The organism is Bacillus sp. 1021 (genome assembly GCF_014534735.1).
GTDB lineage: Bacteria > Bacillota > Bacilli > Bacillales > Bacillaceae > Bacillus > Bacillus siamensis.
In genome coordinates this window covers 151732-177435 of sequence record NZ_JACVSR010000003.1, presented here as the reverse complement: position 1 = coordinate 177435, position 25704 = coordinate 151732, and the positions used below count along the sequence as shown (strand labels likewise).

General features: G+C 46.3%; 25 protein-coding genes and 2 pseudogenes. 23 read left to right on the top strand and 4 right to left on the bottom strand.

Annotated features, from left to right (window positions below):
• Positions 1-4: 4 nt before the first annotated feature.
• A complete protein-coding gene (gene rsfS, locus ICW23_RS12565; protein ID WP_016938891.1) occupies positions 5-361 on the top strand; it encodes a ribosome silencing factor in 357 nt (118 codons plus the stop codon).
• Entirely contained in the window at positions 358-1095 is a 738-nt protein-coding gene (locus ICW23_RS12560; RefSeq protein ID WP_016938892.1) for a class I SAM-dependent DNA methyltransferase, read from the top strand. Before rsfS ends, ICW23_RS12560 begins: the two co-directional genes overlap by 4 nt.
• A 68-nt stretch (positions 1096-1163) precedes the next feature.
• Here ICW23_RS12560 and comER read toward each other — a convergent pair whose 3' ends face one another.
• The gene (gene comER, locus ICW23_RS12555; protein ID WP_016938893.1) at positions 1164-1985 is read right to left on the bottom strand and encodes a late competence protein ComER; all 822 of its coding nucleotides are present in this window, start codon (positions 1983-1985) and stop codon (positions 1164-1166) included.
• 57 nt (positions 1986-2042) lie between these two features.
• Between comER and ICW23_RS12550 the strand changes: the two genes are divergently transcribed.
• The 3 genes from ICW23_RS12550 to ICW23_RS12540 all read left to right on the top strand — a co-directional run bounded on the left by ICW23_RS12550 (position 2043) and on the right by ICW23_RS12540 (position 5644).
• Positions 2043-2657, top strand: a complete 615-nt coding sequence (locus tag ICW23_RS12550) for a helix-hairpin-helix domain-containing protein (protein ID WP_016938894.1) — start codon at positions 2043-2045, stop codon at positions 2655-2657.
• 65 nt (positions 2658-2722) lie between these two features.
• Entirely contained in the window at positions 2723-3292 is a 570-nt protein-coding gene (locus ICW23_RS12545; protein ID WP_016938895.1) for a ComE operon protein 2, read from the top strand.
• Entirely contained in the window at positions 3293-5644 is a 2352-nt protein-coding gene (locus tag ICW23_RS12540) for a DNA internalization-related competence protein ComEC/Rec2 (protein WP_188154576.1), read from the top strand.
• 18 nt (positions 5645-5662) lie between these two features.
• Here ICW23_RS12540 and ICW23_RS12535 read toward each other — a convergent pair whose 3' ends face one another.
• Positions 5663-5797 carry a YqzM family protein gene (locus tag ICW23_RS12535; protein WP_003152870.1) on the bottom strand — a complete coding sequence of 45 codons (135 nt, stop codon included), beginning with the start codon at positions 5795-5797 and terminating at the stop codon, positions 5663-5665.
• Positions 5798-5837: 40 nt separating this feature from the next.
• Between ICW23_RS12535 and ICW23_RS12530 the strand changes: the two are divergent.
• Positions 5838-5992, top strand: a pseudogene (locus ICW23_RS12530) (hypothetical protein).
• A 39-nt stretch (positions 5993-6031) separates the two neighbouring features.
• Positions 6032-7073: pseudogene (gene holA, locus ICW23_RS12525) on the top strand (DNA polymerase III subunit delta); the annotation flags it as partial.
• Positions 7074-7090: 17 nt separating this feature from the next.
• On the opposite strand, the gene rpsT reads toward holA, so the two are convergent.
• Positions 7091-7357: a 30S ribosomal protein S20 gene (rpsT, locus tag ICW23_RS12520; protein ID WP_003152876.1), complete on the bottom strand. Its 267-nt coding sequence runs from the start codon at positions 7355-7357 to the stop codon at positions 7091-7093.
• Positions 7358-7559: 202 nt separating this feature from the next.
• Here rpsT and gpr point away from each other — a divergent pair, with 202 nt between their 5' ends.
• The 12 genes from gpr to mtaB all read left to right on the top strand — a co-directional run bounded on the left by gpr (position 7560) and on the right by mtaB (position 21471).
• On the top strand, positions 7560-8666 hold the full coding sequence (gpr, locus tag ICW23_RS12515; protein WP_049627048.1) for a GPR endopeptidase: 1107 nt from the start codon (positions 7560-7562) through the stop codon (positions 8664-8666).
• 67 nt (positions 8667-8733) lie between these two features.
• Positions 8734-9927: a stage II sporulation protein P gene (gene spoIIP, locus ICW23_RS12510; protein WP_188154575.1), complete on the top strand. Its 1194-nt coding sequence runs from the start codon at positions 8734-8736 to the stop codon at positions 9925-9927.
• 16 nt (positions 9928-9943) lie between these two features.
• Positions 9944-10282, top strand: coding sequence for a YqxA family protein (locus ICW23_RS12505; RefSeq protein ID WP_016938900.1), 339 nt, complete (start codon positions 9944-9946; stop codon positions 10280-10282).
• A 131-nt stretch (positions 10283-10413) separates the two neighbouring features.
• Entirely contained in the window at positions 10414-12249 is a 1836-nt protein-coding gene (gene lepA, locus ICW23_RS12500) for a translation elongation factor 4 (protein WP_016938901.1), read from the top strand.
• 58 nt (positions 12250-12307) lie between these two features.
• Complete coding sequence (hemW, locus tag ICW23_RS12495; protein WP_188154574.1) at positions 12308-13447, top strand: radical SAM family heme chaperone HemW; 1140 nt, start codon at positions 12308-12310, stop codon at positions 13445-13447.
• Between the two features lie 80 nt (positions 13448-13527).
• Positions 13528-14559 (top strand): heat-inducible transcriptional repressor HrcA, encoded by a 1032-nt coding sequence (gene hrcA, locus ICW23_RS12490; RefSeq protein WP_188154573.1) that lies wholly within the window; start codon positions 13528-13530, stop codon positions 14557-14559.
• A gap of 59 nt (positions 14560-14618) precedes the next feature.
• The gene (gene grpE / locus ICW23_RS12485; RefSeq protein ID WP_045926750.1) at positions 14619-15194 is read left to right on the top strand and encodes a nucleotide exchange factor GrpE; all 576 of its coding nucleotides are present in this window, start codon (positions 14619-14621) and stop codon (positions 15192-15194) included.
• A 24-nt stretch (positions 15195-15218) separates the two neighbouring features.
• Positions 15219-17057: a molecular chaperone DnaK gene (gene dnaK, locus ICW23_RS12480; RefSeq protein WP_188154572.1), complete on the top strand. Its 1839-nt coding sequence runs from the start codon at positions 15219-15221 to the stop codon at positions 17055-17057.
• Between the two features lie 179 nt (positions 17058-17236).
• Positions 17237-18364: a molecular chaperone DnaJ gene (dnaJ, locus tag ICW23_RS12475; RefSeq protein ID WP_016938906.1), complete on the top strand. Its 1128-nt coding sequence runs from the start codon at positions 17237-17239 to the stop codon at positions 18362-18364.
• Between the two features lie 23 nt (positions 18365-18387).
• The gene (prmA, locus tag ICW23_RS12470) at positions 18388-19323 is read left to right on the top strand and encodes a 50S ribosomal protein L11 methyltransferase (protein WP_016938907.1); all 936 of its coding nucleotides are present in this window, start codon (positions 18388-18390) and stop codon (positions 19321-19323) included.
• 22 nt (positions 19324-19345) lie between these two features.
• The gene (locus tag ICW23_RS12465) at positions 19346-20116 is read left to right on the top strand and encodes a 16S rRNA (uracil(1498)-N(3))-methyltransferase (protein ID WP_188154571.1); all 771 of its coding nucleotides are present in this window, start codon (positions 19346-19348) and stop codon (positions 20114-20116) included.
• Positions 20116-21471, top strand: a complete 1356-nt coding sequence (gene mtaB / locus ICW23_RS12460) for a tRNA (N(6)-L-threonylcarbamoyladenosine(37)-C(2))-methylthiotransferase MtaB (protein ID WP_013352930.1) — start codon at positions 20116-20118, stop codon at positions 21469-21471. The genes ICW23_RS12465 and mtaB overlap by 1 nt, the downstream gene beginning before the upstream one ends.
• Before the next feature lie 35 nt (positions 21472-21506).
• Here the strand turns inward: mtaB and ICW23_RS12455 are convergent, their stop codons facing one another.
• On the bottom strand, positions 21507-22433 hold the full coding sequence (locus ICW23_RS12455; protein WP_188154570.1) for a Na/Pi symporter: 927 nt from the start codon (positions 22431-22433) through the stop codon (positions 21507-21509).
• Between the two features lie 171 nt (positions 22434-22604).
• Between ICW23_RS12455 and rpsU the strand changes: the two genes are divergently transcribed.
• From rpsU to floA, 4 genes are all read left to right on the top strand, one after another.
• Entirely contained in the window at positions 22605-22778 is a 174-nt protein-coding gene (gene rpsU / locus ICW23_RS12450; protein ID WP_003152957.1) for a 30S ribosomal protein S21, read from the top strand.
• Between the two features lie 14 nt (positions 22779-22792).
• Positions 22793-23239 carry a GatB/YqeY domain-containing protein gene (locus tag ICW23_RS12445; RefSeq protein ID WP_007408278.1) on the top strand — a complete coding sequence of 149 codons (447 nt, stop codon included), beginning with the start codon at positions 22793-22795 and terminating at the stop codon, positions 23237-23239.
• A 122-nt stretch (positions 23240-23361) separates the two neighbouring features.
• Positions 23362-24678 (top strand): NfeD family protein, encoded by a 1317-nt coding sequence (locus tag ICW23_RS12440; protein WP_188154569.1) that lies wholly within the window; start codon positions 23362-23364, stop codon positions 24676-24678.
• 24 nt (positions 24679-24702) lie between these two features.
• Entirely contained in the window at positions 24703-25695 is a 993-nt protein-coding gene (gene floA, locus ICW23_RS12435) for a flotillin-like protein FloA (RefSeq protein WP_016938912.1), read from the top strand.
• The last annotated feature ends 9 nt before the right edge of the window (positions 25696-25704 follow it).

Here is a 25704-nt window from a genome sequence, read left to right as displayed (position 1 = left end):
GGAAATGGATCAAGCTTCCGTATTAAAAATCGCAGCAAAAGCATGCGACGATAAACGTGCAGAGGATATTTTAGCGCTCGACATGGAAGGAATCTCACTTGTAGCGGATTACTTTTTAATCTGCCACGGGAATTCTGATAAACAGGTTCAGGCAATTGCACGTGAAATTAAAGATCAGGCAGAAGAAAACGGCATTGATGTCAAAAAGATGGAAGGGTTTGATGAGGCCCGTTGGATTTTAGTTGATCTCGGCGATGTCATTGTTCACGTTTTCCATAAAGATGAAAGAAGCTACTACAATCTTGAAAAGCTATGGGGCGACGCGCCGCTCGCAGAGCTTGAACTCGGCTTGAACTCATGATTTACCAAGGCTTCGCCGGCGTATATGACGAGTTAATGTCCCATGCGCCGTATGATGAATGGGCGGGCTGGATCGAAGCCTCTCTTCCGGAAAAGGGAAGGGTGCTTGATCTTGCCTGCGGAACCGGAGAAATATCCATCAGGCTTGCCGAAAAAGGCTGCGAAGTCACGGGGATTGATTTGAGTGAAGACATGCTGAGCTGTGCCCAGCAGAAAAAAACGGGAAAGCCGATTCTTTTTCTCCAGCAGGATATGAGGGAGCTTTCCGGTTTTGAAGAACAGTTTGATGCCGTAGTCATCTGCTGTGATTCCCTCAATTACTTAAAAACGAAAAATGATGTCTTGAGCACCTTCAAAAGTGTTTTTCAAGTTTTGAAGGAGGGCGGCCTGCTTCTGTTTGACGTCCATTCCCCATATAAAATGACGGAGCTTTTTCCGGACAGCACCCATGCGGACCAGGATGAGCAGATCAGCTATATTTGGCAAAGCTTTGCCGGCGATGAAGAGCTTTCTGTCATCCATGATATGTCCTTTTTCGTATGGAACGGACAAACTTATGACCGCTATGACGAGACGCATGAGCAAAAAACATTTTACATTGAAGAATATGAACAAATGCTTGCAGAGACAGGATTTGAACTGAAGAAAGTGACGGCTGATTTTACAGACCGGCCTCCTTCAACAGAGTCCGAGCGTCTTTTCTTTACGGCAGGCAAACCAAAAACCATCGTTTAAACAAAACGATGGTTTTTAAAATGCATTTTTGCCGATTGGCGCGTTATAGCGTTTTATGGCATACTCATTTACACGTGAAATTGCTTCTTCACTAAAGATATATCTTCATCGTATTTGTCATGTGTACGCTGAAAGACACGGTTGAACATATCCTGTACACCGCTTTCAAGCGCCTTCAGTCCTTCTCCGGTGACGCCGCCTTTTACGCATACTTTTTCCTGCAAGGCGGGAAGGGTGTAATGCCCTGTTTCCAGAAGCTTTCCGAGACCGACAAGCATTTCCGTCGACATAATTACGGCTTCTTCTTTGGTAATGTCCGTTTCTTCCACTGCCGCGTCAATAAAACGCTGAACGAGATAACTCATAAAAGCAGGGCCGCAGCTGACAATGTCTGACGCCGCCCTTGTTATGCCGCTGTTGATTTCTACAGGCTTTGAAATATGAGTGATCAGCGTTTGGATATCCGCTTTTGCAGCCTCACTGCAGCTATTGCCGAATGTAACAAGCGAGACGCCGGCAAAGGCGCGGTTTGTGATGCTCGGAATGACACGGGCCGTCTGGCACGGAACCATATGTTCAATCTGTTCCGTTTGAACAGGGCTGGTAATGGAGATTAAAATGTGATCTTTTCGTAAATGAGGTGTGAGCTTCTTCAGCAAAGGATATATATCCAGCGGTTTTACACAAATGAATATCATTTCATTTTCCTGTACGAGCTTTTCCTGATCCTCGGTGACTTGGATGCCGCTGAAACGCTCTTTTAGTTTTAATGCTTTTTCGATTGTTCTGTTTGTGATGGTGATATGTGAGGGATCGGCAGCGTTTGATTCAATTAACGATTCAATCAGGATCGTTCCCATGTTTCCGGTGCCGATAAAGCCTATTTTCAATGAATTCCCCTCCTTTTCCCTTAATCCTCTAAACCTTATGCGGGGAGGCAATGCAATATGACGAAAGCAATGATGACGGAGCAGATGCGGCGGAACCTGAAAATTCTGGGTGTTTGTCTTGCGGCAGGAGCGATTTTTATCTGCATTTGGCTGTTTCGTCCTGAAAAAGAAGAACCGGTCAAACAGCAGTCCGTGCTCGGCCAAACAGCCTCAGCATCCGGCACGGACAAAACAGACACCGCAGACGATAAGATTATGATTGATATGAAAGGCGCGGTCCGAAATCCCGGCGTGTATGAAATGAAGGCGGGAGACAGAGTGACACAAGCCATTGAGAAAGCCGGCGGCCTGAAGGAAAAGGCAGATGAACTGAATGTTAATTTAGCAGAGCAGCTGCAAGATGGGACGGTCGTTTATATTCCGAGTAAAGGCGAAGAGGAGAATCGCCCGAAAACTGCAGCAGGTGAAAAGGAAGATGCCCCTGTCAATATCAATACGGCAACTCTGGACGAACTTCAGGCGATTTCCGGTGTGGGACAGAAAAAAGCGGAAGCGATTATCGCCTACCGGGAAGAAAACGGACGGTTTCAGACTGCTGACGATTTGATGAAGGTATCAGGTTTTGGAGAAAAGTCATTTGAGCGGATAAAAACTTCCATTACGGTAAAGTGAATTGACGGTTTTGCTCAAAACTATGTAAACTTAGAAAAGCAACAAGACTTTTGGAGGGAACACTTGTGGAACGAATCTCATGGAATCAATATTTTATGGCGCAAAGCCATTTGCTGGCGCTGAGAAGCACATGTCCGAGACTGTCAGTCGGAGCAACCGTTGTCAGAGACAAGCGGATGATTGCCGGCGGGTACAACGGTTCAATTGCCGGCGGCGTCCATTGTGCAGATGAAGGATGTCTTTTAATTGATAATCACTGCCAGCGGACCATACATGCAGAGATGAATGCAATTCTGCAATGTTCTAAGTTCGGTGTGCCGACCGAGGGCGCCGAAATTTATGTGACGCATTATCCTTGTATTCAATGCTGTAAATCAATTATTCAGGCGGGCATCAAAACGGTCTATTATGCCGAAGATTACAAAACACAGCCATACGCAAAAGAGCTGTTCACCCAAGCCGGAGTTAAGGTGGAGCAGGTTGAACTTGATGAAATGATCATTGATCTGAAAAACCGCGAAAAATTGTCTTTTGTAGCCGGTCTGATTCAGCAATTATCTGATGCGGGAGTTAAGGCGGATGAACTGAAAAAAATTCATGAACAGGCCAATGAGCTGTTTACCAGTTACGTATAAATGAAATATAAATACCTTCTTCTGCCTCTGGCGGCGGTTTCTGCAACCGCGGGAATTGCCGCCGCAAATTTCTTCTGGGTTCTATTCTTTTTCCTTCTGTATCTTCTCTTTATTTTTGTAAAAACAAAGCAGTACACACCGTTTATCGTCAGCCTCGTTTCTTTTTGTCTTTATTTCTTTCTGTATACGGTTTATGACGCGGCGAATGTATCCCGGTATCAGGCCGGGAACTATACTGAACAGGCCGTCATCACAAATATTCCGAAGGTTGACGGGGCGAAAATGTCAGCTGTTATCCGAACTCATGACAAAGAAAAATGGGCCGCTTCATACAAAATCCGGTCTCTTGAAGAAAAAAGTCTCATTGAACAGCTGGAACCGGGGATGCGCTGCGTGTTTACCGGCTCTTTGGAACAGCCCGGACATGCGACGATTCCCGGAGGTTTTGATTATAAGGAATATCTTAATTCTCAGCATATTCACTGGTTATTTTCCGTGACTTCCATTCAGCAGTGTGAAAAATCCGGCATACCGCTGTATAAACTGCTGAACATCAGAAAGAATTTGATTTCGATCATTCAAAATCACGTGCCTGAATCCTCTGCCGGAATTGTCGAAGCGCTGACCTTGGGTGAAAGATTTTCTATAGAGGACGATATACTGAACGCTTATCAAAATCTGGGAGTCGTTCATTTAATGGCCATTTCCGGAATGCATGTCGGCCTGATTACGGCGGGAATATTTTATGTTCTGATCAGAATCGGGCTGACAAGAGAAAAGGCGGGGATTTTACTGCTGTTTTTTTTACCGGTGTATACGCTGTTAAGCGGTGCGGCCCCATCCGTATTGCGCGCATCCCTCATGCTGGGTTTTTATATCGCCGGAACTCTTTTTAAACGCAGTATTCATTCTTCGGCTGCATTGTCCGTGTCTTATCTGCTGCTCCTCATGTTTAATCCTTACCTCCTTTGGCAGGCGGGCTTCCAGCTTTCTTTTGCGGTAAGCGCCGCTTTAATTCTGTCATCCTCCATTTTAAAGAAAGCAGGGAAAAGAAGACTTGCCGGGCTTGCGATGGCCTCATTCATTGCGGAGCTCAGTTCGCTTCCGTTTCTTCTCTATCATTTTCAGCAGATTTCGCTTGTCAGTTTTCCGATGAATATGGTGATGGTGCCTTTTTATACGTTATTTGTCATTCCGTTTTCGGTCATCGGTTTCCTTCTTCTCTTACTTTCAAGGCAGATGGGGGAATGTTTGTTTTATATGTTTGACCTTGTGATGAGGCCTGTGCATGATTTCATGACATATGCGGCATCCGTTGATTTATTTACAATGATTGTGTCAAAGCCTGACTTTCTTTCCCTTCTTCTGCTTGCGGTTTCCGTGTTTACGCTTTTTGCAGCTTTGGAAAAGGGAGGTTTTTTGAAACTCAGGAAATCGCCTCTTTTTTTCTGCGCGGTTTTGGTTTATTTAATGTTCCGTCCTTATTTCAGTCCATGGGGAGAAGCGGATATGCTTGATATCGGGCAGGGAGACTCGCTGTTTATAAGTGCGCCGCACCGCAAAGGAACCGTAATGGTTGATACAGGGGGAGTGGTGGCTTATCCGGAAGAATCATGGAAAGAAAAACGCCACCCGTATTCTATCGGTGAGAAGGTTTTGATTCCGTTTTTGAACGGAAAAGGGGTGAAAAAGCTGGATGCGCTGATTTTAACCCATGCGGATCAGGATCATATCGGGGAAGCCGGAGTATTAATCAAAAAACATAGGGTCAGCCGGTTGATTGTTCCCGTGGGGTTCGTGAAGGAACCGAAGGATCAGGACATATTGAAGATGGCGAAAGAAAACAACATTCCCGTTGTCGAAGCAAAGCGGGGCGACACCATTACAGCCGGTAATCTTCAATTTCAGGTGCTGTCCCCGGAGTCATCTGACGTAAAGAGTAAAAATGATTCGTCACTGGTGCTTTGGACGGTTTTAGGCGGAGTGAGCTGGCTTTTGACGGGAGATTTAGAATCGGACGGCGAAACGGAAGTGCTGAAAGCGTATCCGAATCTGAAGGCTGATGTATTGAAGGCCGGTCATCACGGGAGCAAAAGCTCTACGAGTGAAGCTTTTTTGAAACAGCTTCGGCCGGAAGCAGCACTGATTTCAGCAGGTGAAGATAATCGTTACCATCATCCGCATGAAGAGGTGCTGGATCGTTTGAAAGCGTACTCTGTCAATTTGCTTCGCACCGATCTCAGCGGGACGATTCAATACAGATTTAAAAAAGGCGCCGGAACGTTTTCTGTCTTTCCTCCATATGATATAGAAGAAACCAGGGCGCAGGAAGTAAAAAAGACTGCCGATTGACAGCAGCCCGGAATGCGGCTAAGAGCCGATAAGATGGATGGCTGTTGCCATCACGAACAAAAAGGCGAAAAATCCGAAGGACACGACAAAACCGACAGCTGAGTCAACAGCATCATTTCGTTTGCTTTGAACGTTTTTTTCAAAATCATTCAATTTCATCCCTCCTGACTTCCCTAAGTATACTGGAATTGTTTTGAAAAATCTAGAAGTGATGGTAACGTTTTCTGTTCTTGTGATTATCGCCTTTTTACAAGCAGCCCCGGGAGCTTGTGAATCAGGCGTTTATTATAAATGAGGAAGCTGGCCTTTTTAAAGCTTCCTCTTTACTATTTGCCTGACTCAATTTAGGATAGAAGGGGATCAAGAAAGAGAGGAAGTCATACGATCATGGTATTTGATGTTTGGAAAGCCCTGAAAAAAGGGGATGTCCGCTCCGTTTATTGTTTATACGGAAAAGAAACGTATCTTCTCCAAGAGACTGTCAGCCGGATCAGACAAGCTGTCGTTGATGAGGGGACAAAAGATTTTAACCTGTCTGTTTTTGATCTTGAAGAGGATCCGCTTGACCAGGCGATAACCGATGCGGAAACGTTTCCGTTTATGGGGGAGAAGCGGCTGGTCATTGTGAAAAACCCGTCTTTTTTAACAGGGGAAAAAAAGAAAGAAAAAATAGAGCACAATACAGGCGCTCTTGAGACTTATCTGAAGGAGCCTGCGCCTTATACGGTTTTTGTGATTGTGGCTCCGTATGAGAAGCTGGATGAGCGGAAAAAACTGACGAAGGCGCTGAAGCAGCAAGCTCTGATGATTGAAGCGAAGGAGCTGAATGCAAAGGAGACGACTGACTTTACGATTAATCTGGCAAAATCCGAAAATAAAACGATCGACACAGAAGCCGCCGAGCATTTGGTTCTGCTTGCAAACGGCCACCTGTCCTCCATATACCAGGAAATACAAAAACTCTCCGCCTACACCGGAGACAGACATGAGATTACGCTTGAAGATGTCCGGGAGCTTGTCGCGAGAAGTTTGGAGCAGAATATTTTTGAGCTGATCAACAAAATCGTGAACCGAAAACGGACGGAAAGCCTTCAAATATTTTATGATCTTTTAAAACAAAACGAAGAACCGATCAAAATCATGGCGCTGATCGCCAACCAGTTCCGTCTCATTATGCAGACGAAGTATTTTGCCGAACAAGGATACGGTCAAAAGCAAATCGCATCCAATTTAAAGGTTCACCCTTTCCGGGTAAAGCTGGCGATGGACCAGGCGAGGCTTTTTTCTGAAGAAGAGCTCAGGCGTATTATAGAGAAACTCGCAGTGATGGATTACGAAATGAAAACCGGGAAAAAGGACAAGCAGCTCTTGCTGGAGCTCTTTCTTCTTGAACTTCTCCGGACCGAATGAAAAAAACGATCCCCGTTACCAGGGATCGTTTTTGTATTATGCAGAAAGTCCGTTCACTTGTTTCGCAAGTCTAGATTTGTATCGAGCTGCGGCATTTTTGTGTACAAGACCTGTTTTCACTGCTTTATCAATGCGTTTCGCTGCTTCAGAAAGAGCAGTTTTCGCTTTATCCGCTTCGTTGTTGGCAACAGAAGCTTCTACTTGTTTGATTGCAGTACGCATAGCAGATTTGATTGTCGCGTTATGAGCGCGGCGTTCGTTGTTTGTTTTTGTACGTTTAATCGCTGATTTAATGTTTGGCATGTGTTTCACCTCCTAAGATACAACCTGTAGCACAGTGTCTTAAGGTTAAATCTTCTTCACAATAGAACAAATTGTATTCTATCAAACAGAACTTTAGATTGCAATATAAATGTAAAGTATTTTTCGTTGATGGGTAAATTCGCATGATTCGTTTTACAAATGGCCACACTATGTACCACGATGATTGAAGGAGGTCTTCCCCGTGAAAAATAACGAACTGGATGTCAATCAATTTCTGATACGGACGGATTTAGCAGTAGAAACAAAACAGGCGGTAAAAGACAGACAAGCCGGTCAGAAAAAAGAAATAAACGGGTTTATTGAAAAAGAACGCGACAAGGGCGGCATTAAAGTCAGAACGGTGGATATTACAAAAGAAGGCGCCGAGCTATCGGGCAAAAAGCAGGGGCGCTATGTCACGATCGAAGCGCAGGGTGTGAGGGAGCACGACTCTGAAATGCAGGAAAAAGTAACGGAAGTGTTTGCCGAGGAATTTTCCGCTTATCTGTCGGCATTAAACATTCCAAAGGATGCAAGCTGTTTGATCGTCGGTCTCGGCAACTGGAATGTGACGCCGGATGCACTCGGCCCTCTCGTGACCGAAAATCTGCTTGTGACGCGGCATTTGTTCAAGCTTCAGCCGGAAAATGTGCAGGAAGGGTACAGGCCGGTCAGCGCGCTTGCTCCCGGTGTGATGGGATTAACGGGAATTGAAACGAGCGATATTATTCAAGGCGTGATCAAAGAATCGAAGCCGGATTTTGTGATTGCTGTAGACGCTCTTGCGGCAAGAGCTGTTGAAAGGGTGAACACGACCATCCAATTTTCTGATACGGGCATTCACCCGGGATCAGGCGTCGGCAATAAGAGAAAAGAATTAAGCAAAGAGACGCTCGGCATCCCAGTCATCGCGATCGGTGTACCGACTGTCGTTGATGCGGTGACGATCGCAAGCGATACAGTGGACTACATATTAAAGCATTTCGGCAGAGAAATGAAAGATGACAGCCCGTCGAGGTCTTTGGTGCCCGCCGGAATGAACTTCGGCAAAAAGAAGGTGCTGACAGACGAAGATCTTCCCGGAGAAAAAGAGCGCCAATCCTTTTTAGGTATTGTCGGCACGCTGGACGAAAACGAAAAACGCCAGCTGATTCATGAAGTGCTTTCTCCGCTCGGCCATAATCTGATGGTCACGCCGAAGGAGATTGACACCTTTATTGATGATATGGCGAACGTGCTAGCAAACGGGCTAAACACCGCCCTTCATGAAAAGGTCTCACAAGATAACAAAGGTTCTTATAATCATTAAAATGGTTCTACCTCCTCTAGCTTGTTCATAGAGTAATTACTAGACAAGCGCTGGAGGGATTCAAATCATGAGAAAAAAACGCAGAAACCGTCAAATTGTCGTTACAGTAAACGGTGGAAATGCGCTCAAGGGCATGTTTTTGTTTATGACAAGCCTTATCGTTATTTTCGTATTATCCGGTGTGCTCACATCGCTTCGCCCTGAACTGAGGCTTTCTTCCGATTCTCTTCACGGAATTGCCGGAGAGCTTCCGGGTGACGCGTTTGCACACCTCCTTGGCATGGAAAATCATTATTTCGCATCAGAGCTTCCTGAAAGAGACTCATTTCAGCTGTCACGGCTTTCCTTAAAACTGGCGACAAGCATTAACCTGGAAGACCCGCGGAGCTTCTTGGGACGCGAGCTGCCGGGATTTGCCCAATACGATACGGAGATCCTGTTGGCGGGGCAGGGGACGGATTATACGAATATGCCGGCTGAATCTCCGCCGCCGTCAAAGGTGATGGAAAAAGAAAAAGAAGTGAATCTTGCAGAAATCGAAAACAAAACGAAAAAAGAAGAAACGGCGCCGCCGAAGCATTCGACCGGCAGCAAAAAAGTCGTCTTTATTTATCACACTCACAATACCGAATCCTATCTCCCTCTGTTAAAAGGGGAAACAAATCCGGATAACGCCCGCCATTCGAAGGCCAATGTCACGCTTGTCGGAGATATGTTCGGAAAAGCGCTGGAAGCGCAAGGCGTAGGAGCGGACGTAGATAAAACCGACATTCAGGGCCGCCTGAACAAAGACGGTTTAAATTATGCGCGAAGCTATGACGAATCAAGACCGGTTGTAAAAAGTGCGCTCGCCAAAAATAAAAATCTGCAATATACCATAGATATTCACCGGGATTCCCGCCGCAAGAAAAACACGACAGCCGATATTAAAGGAAAAAGCTATGCCAGAGTCGCCATCGTCGTCGGCAAAAAAAGCGCCAATTTTGAAGAAAACTATAAACTCGCAAGTGAACTTCATAAGCTCATGGAGAAAAAATACCCCGGCTTAAGCGTCGGTGTTTTATCAAAAGGCTCTCCGGGAGATAATGGAGTATATAACCAGGATTTAAACGACCGGTCGCTTCTGCTGGAATTCGGAGGCGTGGATAACAACCTTGAAGAACTGAGACGCGCATCAGATGCCGTAGCCGATGTATTCAGCGAACTGTACTGGGATGCTGAAAAAGTCAGCTCGCAATCAGGAGAGAAGAAAAAACAATAGAAATCAGGTGATGCAAATGATCCGATTTACCGGCAAATGCCTGCTGATCGCCATCGTCATGTTTGTCGGCGTTTTGTTCGGCATGCAGCAGGCAAACAGCGGAATGCTTGATATGAAAGGATACAAAGACCCCTCCTTAAAAGGTGCATTCACGCTTAGCGGCGGAGAGGGTCAGGAAAAAGAGGCATCCATTTTGGGCCAAACCGTTACGGCGAAAGATCTGGAAGAAAAACAAAAACAGCTGGAACAGGCGGAAACCTTCAACCTGTTTTCAAAAGCCGGGGAAACCCTTTCAAATACCGTGACGGACTCAGCCCAGGCGATGTACGAGTGGGTTTCGAAACTGAACCGATAGCATTTTAAGGAGAAAAGCGGACGATTCCAAACAGGAAGCTTTTCTCTTTCTTGTTTTAATTGAATGTTTACAATCCTATTGATATAATCTAAGCTAGTGTATTTTGCGTTTAATAGTAGGAGTGATAGATTGTGACAGATAAAGAAAAGCGTTTAGAGAGGCAGTCAAGAATCCGGAATTTCTCGATCATCGCCCATATAGACCACGGCAAATCGACCTTGGCGGATCGGATTTTAGAAAAAACATCGGCGATTACCCAGCGGGAAATGAAAGAACAATTGCTTGATTCAATGGACCTTGAACGCGAACGGGGAATTACCATAAAATTAAATTCCGTTCAGCTGAAATACAAAGCAAAAGACGGAGAAGAATATATATTCCATCTCATCGACACGCCCGGACACGTCGACTTTACATATGAAGTATCACGAAGCCTGGCTGCTTGTGAAGGCGCGATTCTCGTTGTTGATGCGGCCCAGGGAATTGAAGCGCAGACATTGGCGAACGTCTATCTGGCGCTTGATAATGACCTTGAGATTCTTCCTGTCATTAATAAAATCGATCTCCCGAGCGCAGAGCCGGAACGTGTGCGTCAAGAAGTTGAGGACGTTATCGGCCTTGACGCTTCAGACGCCGTCCTCGCTTCAGCGAAAGCGGGTATCGGCATCGAAGACATTTTAGAGCAGATCGTAGAAAAAGTGCCTGCTCCCTCAGGAGATCCGGAAGCTCCGCTGAAAGCGCTCATCTTTGACTCCCTTTATGACGCGTACCGCGGAGTCGTCGCGTATATCAGAGTCGTAGAAGGAACGGTAAAACCTGGCCAGAAAATTAAAATGATGGCGACCGGAAAAGAGTTTGAAGTCATCGAAGTCGGCGTCTTCACGCCGAAAGCACAGCCCGCTGACGAATTGACAGTCGGTGATGTAGGCTATTTGACAGCCGCAATTAAAAATGTCGGCGACACCCGAGTCGGTGATACGATTACAAGCGCGGTTAAACCTGCGGCAGAAGCGCTTCCGGGCTACCGCAAACTCAATCCGATGGTCTATTGCGGACTTTATCCGATTGACACAGCCAAATATAATGACTTGCGCGAGGCTCTGGAAAAACTTGAATTGAATGACTCCTCCCTTCAATACGAGGCGGAGACGTCACAAGCCCTCGGCTTCGGCTTCCGCTGCGGCTTTTTAGGAATGCTTCACATGGAGATCATTCAAGAGCGGATTGAACGGGAATTTAAAATTGATCTCATCACGACCGCGCCGAGCGTTATTTATGACGTATATATGACGGACGGTGAAAAGATCGTCGTCGATAACCCGTCAAACATGCCTGACCCGCAAAAAATAGAACGGGTGGAAGAACCTTATGTCAAAGCGACGATGATGGTTCCGAACGATTATGTCGGAGCGGTTATGGAGCTTTGTCAGGGGAAACGGGGCAACTTTATCGATATGCAGTACTTAGACGCCAACCGGGTCAGCATTGTATACGAGATGCCTCTTGCGGAAATTGTTTATGAATTTTTTGATCAGCTGAAGTCCAGTACGAAAGGGTACGCCTCTTTCGATTACGAGCTGATCGGCTACAAGCCGTCTAAACTCGTCAAAATGGACATTATGCTGAATGCGGAAAAAATTGATGCGCTGTCATTTATCGTCCACCGCGATTACGCATACGAGCGCGGAAAAGTCATCGTCGAAAAATTAAAAGAGCTGATCCCGCGCCAGCAATTCGAAGTGCCGGTGCAGGCGGCAATCGGACAGAAAATCGTGGCGCGCTCAACCATTAAAGCCATGAGGAAAAACGTTCTTGCAAAATGTTACGGCGGAGACATCTCGCGGAAACGGAAGCTTCTTGAAAAACAAAAAGAAGGAAAACGCCGGATGAAGCAGGTCGGCTCAGTCGAAGTGCCGCAGGAAGCGTTTATGGCCGTCCTTAAAATGGATGACAGCCCGAAAAAATAACGGAAGCCGCCGCAGTCCCGCACTGCGGCTTCTTTCTGTAAAGAAGAAGGTGTTTCAAATGAAATCAGCTTATATTCATATTCCGTTTTGTGAGCATATCTGCCACTATTGCGATTTCAATAAATATTTTATTCAGAGCCAGCCTGTCGATGAGTACTTAAACTCACTCGAAAAGGAAATGATAAATACGATAGAACGTACGGGCCGCCCTGATCTCCGCACGATTTTTATCGGGGGAGGCACGCCGACATCGCTCTCACCCGCCCAGCTTGAAAAACTGATGGATTCCATTCACCGCGTGCTGAAGCCTTCTGACGGACTCATTGAATTTGCCGCGGAAGCGAATCCGGATGACTTGTCCTCGGAAAAATTAAAAATCTTGAAAAATGCTGGTGTCAATCGGCTGAGCTTCGGTGTTCAAACTTTCGAAGACGCGCTTTTGCAGAAAATCGGCAGGGTGCATAAACAAAAGGACGTGTTCAGCTCCTTTGAACGGGCGAGGGCGCTCGGTTTTGACAACATCAGTCTCGATTTAATGTTCGGCCTGCCGGCTCAGACGCTGGCTGACCTTGACAATTCTGTTAAAACGGCTTTGTCGCTGGATGCGGAGCACTATTCCGTTTACTCGCTGATCGTCGAGCCGAAAACGGTGTTTTATAATTTAATGCAAAAAGGCCGCCTGCATCTCCCGGCGCAAGAACAAGAGGCTGAGATGTATGAAACGGTCATGAGGCAAATGAGTGAAGCGGGCATCCGCCAATACGAAATCAGCAACTTTGCAAAGCCTGGGTACGAGTCGCAGCATAATCTGACCTATTGGAGCAATGAAGAGTATTTCGGTTTTGGCGCAGGGGCTCACGGATATATCAGCGGCACCCGCACCGTCAACGCCGGTCCCGTGAAACATTATATTCAGCTCATCGAAGAAAAAGGGCTGCCTTACCGGGACACGCACGAGGTGACACGTGAAGAGCAGATTGAGGAAGAAATGTTCCTCGGTCTCAGAAAAATGTCAGGCGTGCAAAAAAAAGCTTTCTTGGATAAATTCGGACGTTCAGTCGATGAACTGTTTCCTGATATTCTCAAAGATTTAACTGAAAAAGGCCTGATCTGTGACACGGAAAAATCGGTAGCATTAACGCATGAAGGCAAATTATTAGGAAATGAGGTTTTTGGCGCTTTTTTGGGTGAGTTATAATTGACATTTTTCTTTTCGTTTGTTACTTTTGATATAGAATTAGCACTCGCTGACCTTGAGTGCTAACAGGGGTGATGATGATGTTAACAAATCGTCAGCTGTTGATCCTGCAAGTGATTATTAATGATTTTATACAATCAGCGCAGCCTGTAGGATCAAGAACTCTTTCAAAAAAAGACGAGATTACATTCAGCTCTGCAACGATCAGAAACGAGATGGCTGACTTGGAGGAATTGGGCTTTATTGAAAAAACCCATTCATCCTCAGGACGGATTCCGTCGGAAAAAGGGTACAGGTATTATGTCGATCATTTGCTGTCACCCGTCAAGCTGACAAAAACCGATCTGGATTTAATTCACTCGATATTTAAAGAAAAAATCTTCGAGCTTGAAAAAACAGTCCAAAAATCAGCGCAGATCCTGTCCGAACTGACAAACTACACATCGATTGTTCTCGGGCCGACGCTGAGCGAGAATTATCTTAAGCAGATTCAAATCGTTCCGATCCAGCCGGATAAGGCGGTCGCCATCCTCGTTACGAATACGGGGCATGTCGAAAACCGCACGATCAATTTCCCGGCTAAAGTGGATTTGGCCGATATTGAAAAACTGGTCAATATATTGAACGACCGATTAGCGGGCGTTCCGATGGACGAACTGAATGAGCGTATTTTTAAAGAGGTTGTCACATATTTAAGGCAGCATATCGCCAACTATGACAGCATTCTCGAATCGCTCCGCTCCACATTCCATCCGGCGGGCCATGTTGAGAAATTATTTTTCGGCGGAAAAATCAATATGCTGAATCAGCCGGAGTTCCATGATATTGAACGGGTCCGCTCGCTCTTATCCTTAATTGAAAAAGAGCAGGATGTCCTGAAGCTGTTTCAGTCGTCAAAAGCCGGGATTTCAATTAAAATCGGAAAAGAAAACGACTACGAAGAAATGGAAAACTGCAGCCTGATCACGGCCACCTATACGGTTGACACGAAGCAGATCGGATCAATCGCCATTATCGGGCCGACGCGCATGAATTATTCAAGAGTCGTCAGCCTGCTGCAGCATGTGACTTCGGACTTGTCAAAAGCATTCGCAAGTTTGTATGATGAATAAGGGAATTTTGGCAATCATTTTCAGTCATCTTTTTACAGCATTTGAGGGAGGTGAACACAATGTCAGAAGAAAAACAAACCGCAGAACAGGTTGAAGCAGCAGAACAAGAAGAAACGACAGAACAGGCAGAACAAGCCGCTTCACAAGAACAGCATGAAGAATCGGCAGGTCAGGAGGAAGCCCTTCAGCACCAAATTGATGAATTGCAGGGTTTGCTTGATGAAAAAGAAAATAAGCTTTTGCGTGTTCAAGCAGACTTTGAAAACTATAAACGACGCAGCCGCCTTGAAATGGAAGCTGCTCAGAAATACCGTTCTCAAAACGTCGTAACGGAAATCCTTCCGGCTCTCGACAACTTTGAACGGGCCTTACAGGTAGAAGCTGAAAGCGAGCAGACAAAAAGCTTGCTGCAAGGTATGGAAATGGTCCGCCGCCAGCTGATGGACGCTCTTGAAAGAGAAGGCGTTGAAGCCATCGAAGCTGTCGGTCAGGAATTTGATCCGAACCTTCACCAAGCCGTCATGCAGGTGGAAGATGAAAACTTCGGCAGCAATATTGTTATCGAAGAACTGCAAAAAGGCTACAAACTGAAGGACCGCGTCATCCGTCCTTCAATGGTTAAAGTGAATCAATAACTACATAGCAGGAGGTAATTCAAAGTGAGTAAAGTAATCGGAATTGACTTGGGTACGACAAACTCATGTGTGGCAGTGCTTGAAGGCGGCGAGCCGACAGTTATCGCCAACGCTGAGGGTAACCGTACTACTCCGTCAGTCGTTGCATTTAAAAACGGCGAGCGCCAAGTAGGGGAAGTGGCAAAACGCCAATCTATCACAAACCCTAACACAATCATGTCTATCAAACGCCATATGGGTACTGAATATAAAGTAGAAATCGAAGGAAAAGACTACACGCCTCAAGAAGTGTCAGCCATTATCCTTCAGCATCTGAAAGCATACGCTGAAAGCTATCTTGGCGAAACAGTTTCTAAAGCTGTTATCACGGTTCCTGCATACTTCAACGATGCAGAACGCCAAGCGACAAAAGATGCCGGTAAAATTGCCGGTCTTGAAGTAGAGCGTATTATCAACGAGCCGACTGCAGCAGCGCTTGCATACGGACTTGATAAAACGGACGAAGACCAAACGATTCTTGTTTACGACCTTGGCGGCGGTACGTTTGACGTATCTGTGCTTGAACTTGGCGACGGCGTGTTTGAAGTCCGTTCAACTGCCGGTGACAACCGTCTTGGCGGCGACGACTTTGACCAAGTCATCATCGACCATCTCGTAGCAGAATTCAAAAAAGAAAACGGCATTGATCTGTCAAAAGACAAAATGGCGCTTCAGCGTTTGAAAGATGCGGCTGAGAAAGCGAAAAAAGATCTTTCCGGCGTATCATCTACGCAAATTTCTTTACCGTTTATTACAGCGGGAGATGCAGGTCCTCTTCACCTTGAGCTGACACTGACCCGCGCTAAATTCGAAGAGCTTTCCGCTCATCTCGTTGAGCGCACAATGGCTCCTGTCCGTCAGGCTCTTCAAGATGCGGATCTTTCTGCAAGCGAAATCGACAAAGTTATCCTTGTCGGCGGATCTACACGTATTCCTGCCGTACAGGAAGCAATCAAAAAAGAAACAGGCAAAGAAGCGCATAAAGGCGTAAACCCTGATGAAGTTGTAGCGCTGGGTGCTGCAATTCAAGGCGGCGTCATCACAGGAGACGTAAAAGACGTTGTTCTTCTTGACGTTACACCGCTGTCACTCGGTATTGAAACAATGGGCGGCGTATTCACGAAACTGATCGACCGCAATACGACAATTCCGACAAGCAAATCACAGGTGTTCTCAACTGCTGCTGATAACCAAACAGCCGTTGACATTCACGTGCTTCAAGGTGAGCGCCCGATGTCTGCCGACAACAAAACACTCGGCCGCTTCCAGCTTACTGACATCCCGCCTGCACCGCGCGGCGTGCCTCAAATCGAAGTTTCTTTCGATATTGACAAAAACGGTATCGTAAACGTAAGAGCGAAAGACTTAGGCACAGGCAAAGAACAAAACATTACAATCAAATCTTCTTCAGGTCTTTCTGATGACGAAATCGAACGCATGGTGAAAGAAGCGGAAGAAAACGCTGACGCTGATGCGAAGAAAAAAGAAGAAATCGAAGTCCGCAACGAAGCTGACCAGCTTGTGTTCCAAACGGAAAAAACATTAAAAGACCTGGAAGGCAAAGTGGATGAAGAGCAAGTGAAAAAAGCAAACGACGCGAAAGACGCGCTGAAAGCAGCTATCGAGAAAAACGAAATTGAAGAGATCAAAGCGAAAAAAGATGAGCTTCAAACCATCGTTCAAGAGCTTTCCATGAAGCTTTATGAAGAAGCGGCAAAAGCGCAGCAGGCTGAAGGCGCAGCAAACGCTGAAGGCAAAAAAGCGGATGATAACGTTGTCGATGCGGAATACGAAGAAGTAAAAGACGACGAAACGAAAAAATAAGTTCTTTCCGCAGAACGCGGAAGAACACACAGCATATTCTGATTCAACAGACAGAAAGTCAAAGTCAGGCATCTCTTGGCTTTGACTTTTTTTCTTGCCCGGGATAAAAGGAATTGAAAAAACATAATTCAAAATGATACAATCTAATTTATGTGAGAAATTCGGGAGAGTGAAGCGAGATGAGTAAGCGTGATTACTATGAAGTGCTTGGAGTAAGTAAGAGCGCTTCAAAGGATGAAATCAAAAAAGCCTATCGGAAGCTTTCAAAAAAATATCATCCTGATATCAATAAAGAATCCGGAGCAGATGAAAAATTCAAAGAGGTAAAAGAAGCATACGAAGCGCTTTCAGATGACCAAAAACGGGCTCAATATGATCAATTCGGCCATACTGATCCTAATCAGGGCTTTGGCGGCGGTTTCGGCGGCGGAGGAGACTTCGGCGGCTTCGGTTTCGATGACATCTTCTCAAGCATCTTCGGCGGCGGCACGAGACGCCGTGATCCGAACGCGCCGCGGCAGGGCGCGGATCTGCAGTATACAATGACACTGTCATTTGAAGATGCGGCTTTCGGAAAAGAGACGATCATTGAAATTCCTCGCGAAGAGAATTGTGAAACATGCAAAGGCTCAGGCGCGAAGCCGGGGACAAAGCCGGAAACGTGCTCGCACTGCGGCGGTTCAGGCCAGCTGAATGTCGAACAGAACACGCCGTTTGGCAAAGTGGTTAACCGAAGAGTCTGCCACCACTGTGAAGGAACAGGAAAAATCATCAAAAACAAGTGCTCTGACTGCGGCGGCACGGGCAAAGTGAAAAAACGGAAAAAAATCAACGTTACGATCCCTGCCGGTGTGGATGACGGACAGCAGCTCCGCGTTCCGGGTCAAGGTGAACCAGGTGTAAACGGAGGCCCTCCGGGAGATCTGTTTGTCGTATTCCATGTGCGCGCCCACGAGTTCTTTGAGCGTGACGGAGATGATATTTACTGTGAAATGCCGTTAACGTTTGCCCAAGCGGCACTCGGAGACGAAGTTGAAGTGCCGACGCTTCACGGAAAAGTGAAATTAAAAATTCCTGCCGGCACACAAACCGGCACAAAATTCAGATTAAGAGGCAAAGGCGTGCAGAATGTCCGCGGCTACGGACAAGGCGACCAGCACATTGTCGTCCGCGTCGTTACGCCGACGAATCTGACAGATAAACAAAAAGACATCATCCGTGAGTTCGCTGAAGTCAGCGGCAACCTGCCGGATGAACAAGAAATGAGTTTCTTTGACAAAGTAAAACGCGCATTTAAAGGCGAGTAATGATTGGATAGGAGTTGGTAGTTTTGAAATGGTCCGAAATCAGCATTCACACAACACATGAAGCGGTTGAACCCATCTCAAATATTTTGCATGAAGCTGGTGCGAGCGGGGTTGTCATCGAAGATCCGCTTGATTTAATAAAAGAGCGTGAGAATGTTTACGGGGAAATCTACCAGCTCGACCCCAATGATTACCCCGATGAGGGTGTCATTGTCAAAGCGTATCTGCCGATTAACAGTTTCCTCGGCGAAACGGTCGACGGCATTAAAGAGACGATTAATAATTTACTTTTGTATGACATTGATTTAGGCAGAAACACAATCACCATTTCTGAAGTTAATGAAGAGGAATGGGCGACAGCTTGGAAAAAGTATTATCATCCAGTGAAAATTTCTGAAAAATTCACGATCGTACCCACATGGGAAACGTACACACCCGTGAATACCGATGAACTGATTATCGAAATGGATCCGGGCATGGCATTCGGTACGGGAACGCATCCGACAACCGTTCTGTGCATTCAGGCGCTTGAGCGTATCGTTCAAAAAGGCGACCGTGTCATTGATGTCGGCACCGGTTCAGGAATTTTGAGCATTGCAGCCGCCATGCTTGAGGCTGAATCGGTTCATGCGTATGATCTTGACCCGGTCGCTGTCGAAAGCGCGCGTCTGAATGTGAAATTGAACAAAGTAAGCGATACGGCCGAAGTGAAACAGAACAATTTGTTAGACGGCATCACAGGCGAACACGATGTCATTGTCGCGAATATTTTGGCGGAAGTGATTCTCCGCTTTACATCGCAGGCGTACGACCTGCTCAAAAACGGGGGTCACTTTATTACTTCAGGCATTATCGGCCAGAAAAAACAGGAAGTAAAAGAAGCGTTGGAAAAAGCCGGTTTTACCATTACAGAAATTCTGTCTATGGAAGATTGGGTCAGCATCATCGCGAAAAAATAACAGTTAGTAGGTGTCACAGCGTATGCAACGATATTTTATCGAGCTCACGAAGCAGGAGATGGACGAAACCCCCGATTTTCAAATTACGGGAGAAGACGTCCACCACATTGCAAACGTCATGAGAATGAGTGCAGGAGACCGGATAATCTGCTGTTCGAAAGACGGCCATGAAGCGTTATGCCTGCTCAAAGAGGTTTCTAAAGATCATATATCATGCAGCATTGCTGAATGGACGGGTGAAAACCGTGAGCTGCCGTTAAAAATCAGGATCGCCAGCGGCCTTCCGAAAGGCGATAAGCTTGAATGGATTATTCAAAAAGGGACCGAGCTCGGGGCAAGTATGTTCATCCCCTTTCAAGGCGCCAGATCCGTCGTTAAGCTTGACGACAAAAAGGCAAAGAAGAAGCGGGAAAGATGGGCGAAAATCGCGAAGGAGGCGGCGGAGCAATCGTACCGCAATGAAATTCCCGAAGTGAAAACCGTTCATACGTTCCGGCAGCTGCTTGAAATGGCGGAGAATGTCGATAAATGTGTCGTTGCATACGAGGAGTCATCAAAACAGGGAGAAACGGGCGCTTTCGCTGGGGAGCTCAAAAGCCTTCCGAAAGGTTCGTCTCTTCTCATCGTATTCGGCCCTGAAGGCGGTCTGACTGAGTCTGAAGTTCAGCAGCTTTCAGAAAAAGGCGCCGTCTTATGCGGCCTCGGACCAAGAATTTTACGGACTGAAACTGCGCCGCTTTATGCGTTAAGCGCAGTTTCCTATCATACAGAGTTATTAAGAGGTGATCAGTAATGGCAACTGTTGCTTTTCATACCCTTGGCTGCAAGGTCAATCATTATGAAACAGAAGCAATCTGGCAGCTGTTTAAAGATGCGGGTTATGAACGAAAAGAATTCGAGCAGACAGCAGATGTATATGTCATTAATACATGTACGGTAACAAACACGGGAGATAAAAAAAGCCGTCAAGTCATCAGACGGGCGATCCGCCAAAATCCTGACGGCGTCATCTGCGTAACAGGGTGCTATGCGCAAACATCTCCGGCAGAAATTATGGCCATCCCGGGCGTTGACATCGTGGTCGGCACGCAGGATCGCGAAAAAATGCTCGGTTACATTGAGCAGTACAGAGAAGAGCGCCAGCCGATCAACGGCGTCGGCAACATTATGAAAGCACGTGTGTTTGAAGAGCTGGATGTTCCCGCTTTTACTGACCGGACAAGAGCGTCATTGAAAATCCAAGAAGGCTGCAACAACTTCTGTACGTTCTGCATCATCCCTTGGGCGCGCGGCCTGCTTCGTTCCCGCGATCCTGAAGAAGTCATTAAACAGGCGCAGCAGCTGGTGGATGCCGGTTATAAAGAAATCGTTCTGACGGGGATTCATACGGGCGGCTACGGCGAAGATATGAAAGATTATAATTTCGCCAAGCTTCTCCGTGAATTGGATACACGTGTAGAGGGACTGAAAAGGATCAGAATTTCATCTATTGAAGCAAGCCAAATCACTGATGAAGTGATTGAAGTGCTGGATGCGTCTGATAAAATTGTCCGCCACCTTCACATCCCGATTCAGTCAGGATCAAACACCGTTCTGAAACGGATGAGACGCAAATATACGATGGAATTTTTCGCGGACCGGTTAAATAAGCTGAAAGAAGCGCTGCCGGGTCTTGCTGTCACATCTGATGTTATCGTCGGTTTCCCGGGTGAAACGGAAGAAGAATTTATGGAAACATATCGGTTCATTAAAGAACATAAATTTTCTGAGCTTCATGTGTTCCCTTACAGCAAACGCACCGGAACGCCTGCGGCCAGAATGGAAGACCAGGTTGACGAGAATGTGAAAAATGAACGGGTGCACAAGCTGATTGCTCTGTCTGACCAGCTTGCCAAAGAATACGCCTCCGATTATGAAGGAGAGGTTCTTGAAATCATTCCGGAAGAGACGTTTAAAGAGTCTGATGAAGACGGTATGTTCGTCGGCTATACAGACAATTACATGAAAGTCGTCTTCAAAGGCACGGAAGATTTAATCGGCAAACTTGTCAAAGTCAAAATTCAAAAAGCGGGCTATCCGTACAATGAAGGACAATTCGTCCGCGTTGTTGAAGAAGAAATGACTCAGAACATGCGCATGTCTTCGTAACAGATAAAAAACCGATGCTTTCACGCATCGGTTTTTTACGGTTTCGGAGGGATCAGCCTGTCAATCAGCCGATAAAATAAATGCGTGAACGGCAGAAATAATAACGCGGTGACAACATTAAACAAAAGGCTGAAATGCGCGATCATTTGCGCGGGATCGTCAGACAGCCGCTCTGTAAAACCTGCTGCTGCGGACAGGAAGGGAAAGACAAGAAGTACGCCGAGAATATTAAAGACAACGTGAGCGCCGGCGGTCTGTCTCGCGGCATAACCCCCTGAAACAGCAGCCATGACGGCCGTGACGCATGTCCCGATATTAGATCCGAGAACGACGCTGACCGCCTGTTCAATGCCGATCATCCCTTCGTTCATAAAGCTCATTAAAATGCCGATGCAGACGGAACTTGAATGAATGATGGCCGTCAATATCATGCCGATCAAAAGAGCGGACCAGCTTGAATCATTTACATGGCGCAAAACTTCCGCTCCCGCCTTCATTTCTGTCAGCGGAACGGCAAGACGGCTGAAGCACGTGATGCAAAAAAAGATGATGCCGAGACCGAGAAAGCTTATGCCGATCTGCTTGAACGGATATTTCCGGATAAGAATAAACACAAGGCCGCCGATCAAAAGCACCCAGATGAGCACATCCATCTTTATGGCCAAAAACTCCGTCGTAAATGTGGAGCCGACATTCGTGCCGAGAATCATCGGAATGGTCCGTTTAAAAGGTAAAGCGCCTGCACTGACAAAGCCGATCACAATAACCATAAAAGCTGAGCTGCTCTGAAGAAAACCCGTGAATACAATGCTGATGAGAAAAGCTTTCAAAGGGTGGTCGGTAAACAAGAGGAGGCTCTTCTCAATTTTTGAATACGTTAAAGCGATCAGCCCCTGTCTGAGCAGGCTCATTCCGAGTAAAAAAACCAGGATAAGTGCGGTAAAGAGAATCAGTATCAGCAAACGAAACACCCCTTTCCATCATTATATAGACAAGCCGCGTTATTCATGACGGAAAAGTGAACTCACTTAGTTGACCTGACTCATGGCTTATATTATAATGTCAAAGTACATGTTTATATGTGTATCTTTTTAAAGGTAGTCGATTGGTGTATTCGGAGGGAGGGAAAGAGAATGTCAAAAACGGTCGTTAGAAAAAACGAATCGCTTGAAGATGCTCTTCGTCGCTTCAAACGCAGTGTATCAAAGACAGGTACTTTGCAAGAAGCAAGAAAGCGCGAATTTTATGAAAAACCTAGCGTAAAGCGCAAGAAAAAGTCAGAAGCTGCTAGAAAACGCAAATTCTAAAAGAGGGTGGATTTATGAGTCTTCTTGAGCGACTTAACCAAGATATGAAGCTGTATATGAAAAGCCGTGAGAAAGACAAACTGACTGTCGTTCGAATGGTGAAAGCTTCACTTCAAAACGAAGCAATTAAGCTTAAGAAAGACAGTTTGACCGAGGATGAGGAACTTACTGTCCTATCTCGTGAACTTAAGCAACGTAAAGACTCCCTCCATGAATTTTCAAACGCTAATCGTTTAGATTTAGTAGATAAAGTTCAAAAAGAGCTGGACATTTTAGAAGTTTATTTACCGAAGCAGCTTTCTGAAGAAGAGCTGCAGACAATCGTAAATGAAACCATTGCTGAAGTCGGTGCGAGCTCGAAAGCGGACATGGGCAAAGTGATGAGTGCTATTATGCCTAAAGTAAAAGGTAAAGCTGACGGCAGCGTGATTAACAGGCTTGTCAGCAGTCAATTATCTTAATTGACGAAGAAAAAGACATCTTTCCTCGAGAGATGTCTTTTTTTATACATAAAAAAATGAAACTAAAGTACATTTGTTACGTATATAAAGAAGAATGAAACGGGAAGGAGGGTATATCTGCCTTGTTCCGAAAAAAAACCGGAATTGCTGTTGCTCTATTGGGCTTGTTTGTATTATCTTTATTAGGAGTTCAATTGAACGCAAAAGCTGATCGTCCATCGGTTTATGTCATCCCGGTTGAGAAAAATGTCGAACATGGGCTTGCCGCTTTTTTAACGCGTTCTTTCAAAGAAGCGAAGGAATCCGGCGCGTCACACATTATTCTTGACATAAATACACCGGGAGGCGCCGTTCAATCAGCTTTGGATATTGCAGATGTCATCGGCGGCGCGGATGTGCCTGTTACCGCTTACGTGAACAAACGGGCGCTTTCTGCCGGGGCATATATAGCGCTTCAGGCGGATGACATTTATATGGCGCCGGGCGGAAAAATGGGTGCCGCAGCCATCATCGACGGCAAAGGAAACGCGGCAGACAAAAAGGCCCAATCACTATGGCATGCAGAAATGGAGGACGCAGCGGCTAAAAACAACCGAAACCCGAAATACGCCCTGGCCATGGCAGACCCCGCCATTAATGCAAAAGAAGCGGGCGCTCCAAAGGGAAAACTGCTGACACTGACAGCTGAAAAAGCGAAGGAAGTCGGATATTCGGAGGGAACGGTTTCAAACCTCGATGCTTTATATACAAAGCTCGGTTTTGACAAAGCCGATGTTCACCATGCAAAAGAGGGTTTTGTCGGAAAATTGGGAAGATGGCTGACAAACCCGTTTGTTGTCCCCGTCTTATTAACGCTCGCTTTGCTTGGTTTGACCATTGAATTGTTCTCGCCGGGCCTCGGCATACCGGGCGCCGTCGGACTGACGGCCATGCTGCTGTTTTTCACCGGGCATATCGCTGCCGGATTCGCCGGTTATGACAGTGTATTCTTGTTTTGCGCGGGCTTGGTTTTTATCCTTTTAGAGATATTTCTGCCCGGAGGCATAATTGGTCTTATCGGTGTTGCAGGCGTCATCGCGAGCCTCTTTCTCGCTGCGGGCAGCTTTACTGTAATGGCGGTTTCTCTCTTGATCGCCTTTAGTGTGTCTATTGCTGCCTTTATCATATTAACAAGGGTGTTGGGGAAACGAATGAAATTCTTTAAGAAATTGATATTAACTGATTCAACAAGCACGGAGAACGGTTATGTTTCAAATCAGAACCGGACGGAGCTGTTGGGGAAAATCGGTGTTACCGCTACAGCCCTCAGACCGTCAGGCACCGTTATTATTGATGATGAACGCCTTGATGTCGTTTCAGAAGGATCATTCACTGAAAAAGACAGACAGGTGAAAGTGGTGAAAGCGGAAGGCTCACGCATTGTCGTGAGAGAAATATAGATGATAATCTTGAGGAGGAATTAGATGGAATTGTCAAGTTTGGCGATTTTAGCAATAGTTGCAGCTGCCATAATTGTGTTAGCCATATTCTTCACCTTTGTACCGGTGATGCTATGGATTTCGGCACTTGCAGCAGGAGTCAGAATCAGCATTTTCACTTTGGTCGGGATGAGGTTGCGCCGCGTCATTCCAAGCCGCGTTGTCAACCCGTTAATTAAGGCGCACAAAGCCGGCCTGTCCGCAACAACAAATCAGCTCGAAAGCCATTACCTGGCCGGAGGTAATGTCGACAGGGTGGTCAATGCCCTGATTGCGGCACAGCGCGCCAATATTGAGCTGACATTTGAACGCTGCGCAGCCATTGACCTGGCCGGGCGTGATGTATTGGAAGCCGTACAGATGAGTGTCAATCCGAAGGTCATTGAAACACCGTTTATCGCAGGTGTCGCCATGGACGGAATTGAAGTGAAAGCAAAAGCCAGAATCACGGTAAGAGCCAATATCGAGCGCCTTGTCGGAGGAGCGGGAGAAGAGACGGTTGTCGCCCGTGTCGGAGAAGGGATTGTCTCAACAATCGGTTCTTCACATAATCATAAAAAAGTGCTTGAAAACCCTGATATGATTTCGCAGACCGTACTTGGCAAAGGGCTGGATTCAGGCACCGCATTTGAAATTCTCTCGATTGACATCGCCGACGTGGATATCGGCAAAAACATCGGAGCGATTCTGCAGACAGACCAGGCGGAAGCAGACAAAAACATTGCACAGGCCAAAGCCGAAGAACGCCGCGCCATGGCCGTCGCCCAAGAGCAGGAAATGCGTGCGCGAGTAGAAGAAATGCGTGCGAAAGTCGTGGAAGCTGAAGCGGAAGTGCCGCTTGCGATGGCTGAAGCCTTACGTGAAGGAAACATCGGTGTCATGGATTATATGAACATAAAAAATATCGACGCTGACACGGACATGAGGGATTCTATCGGCAAGCTGACGAATGACCAGCAAGATGAAGACCAACAATAACCTCTCTAT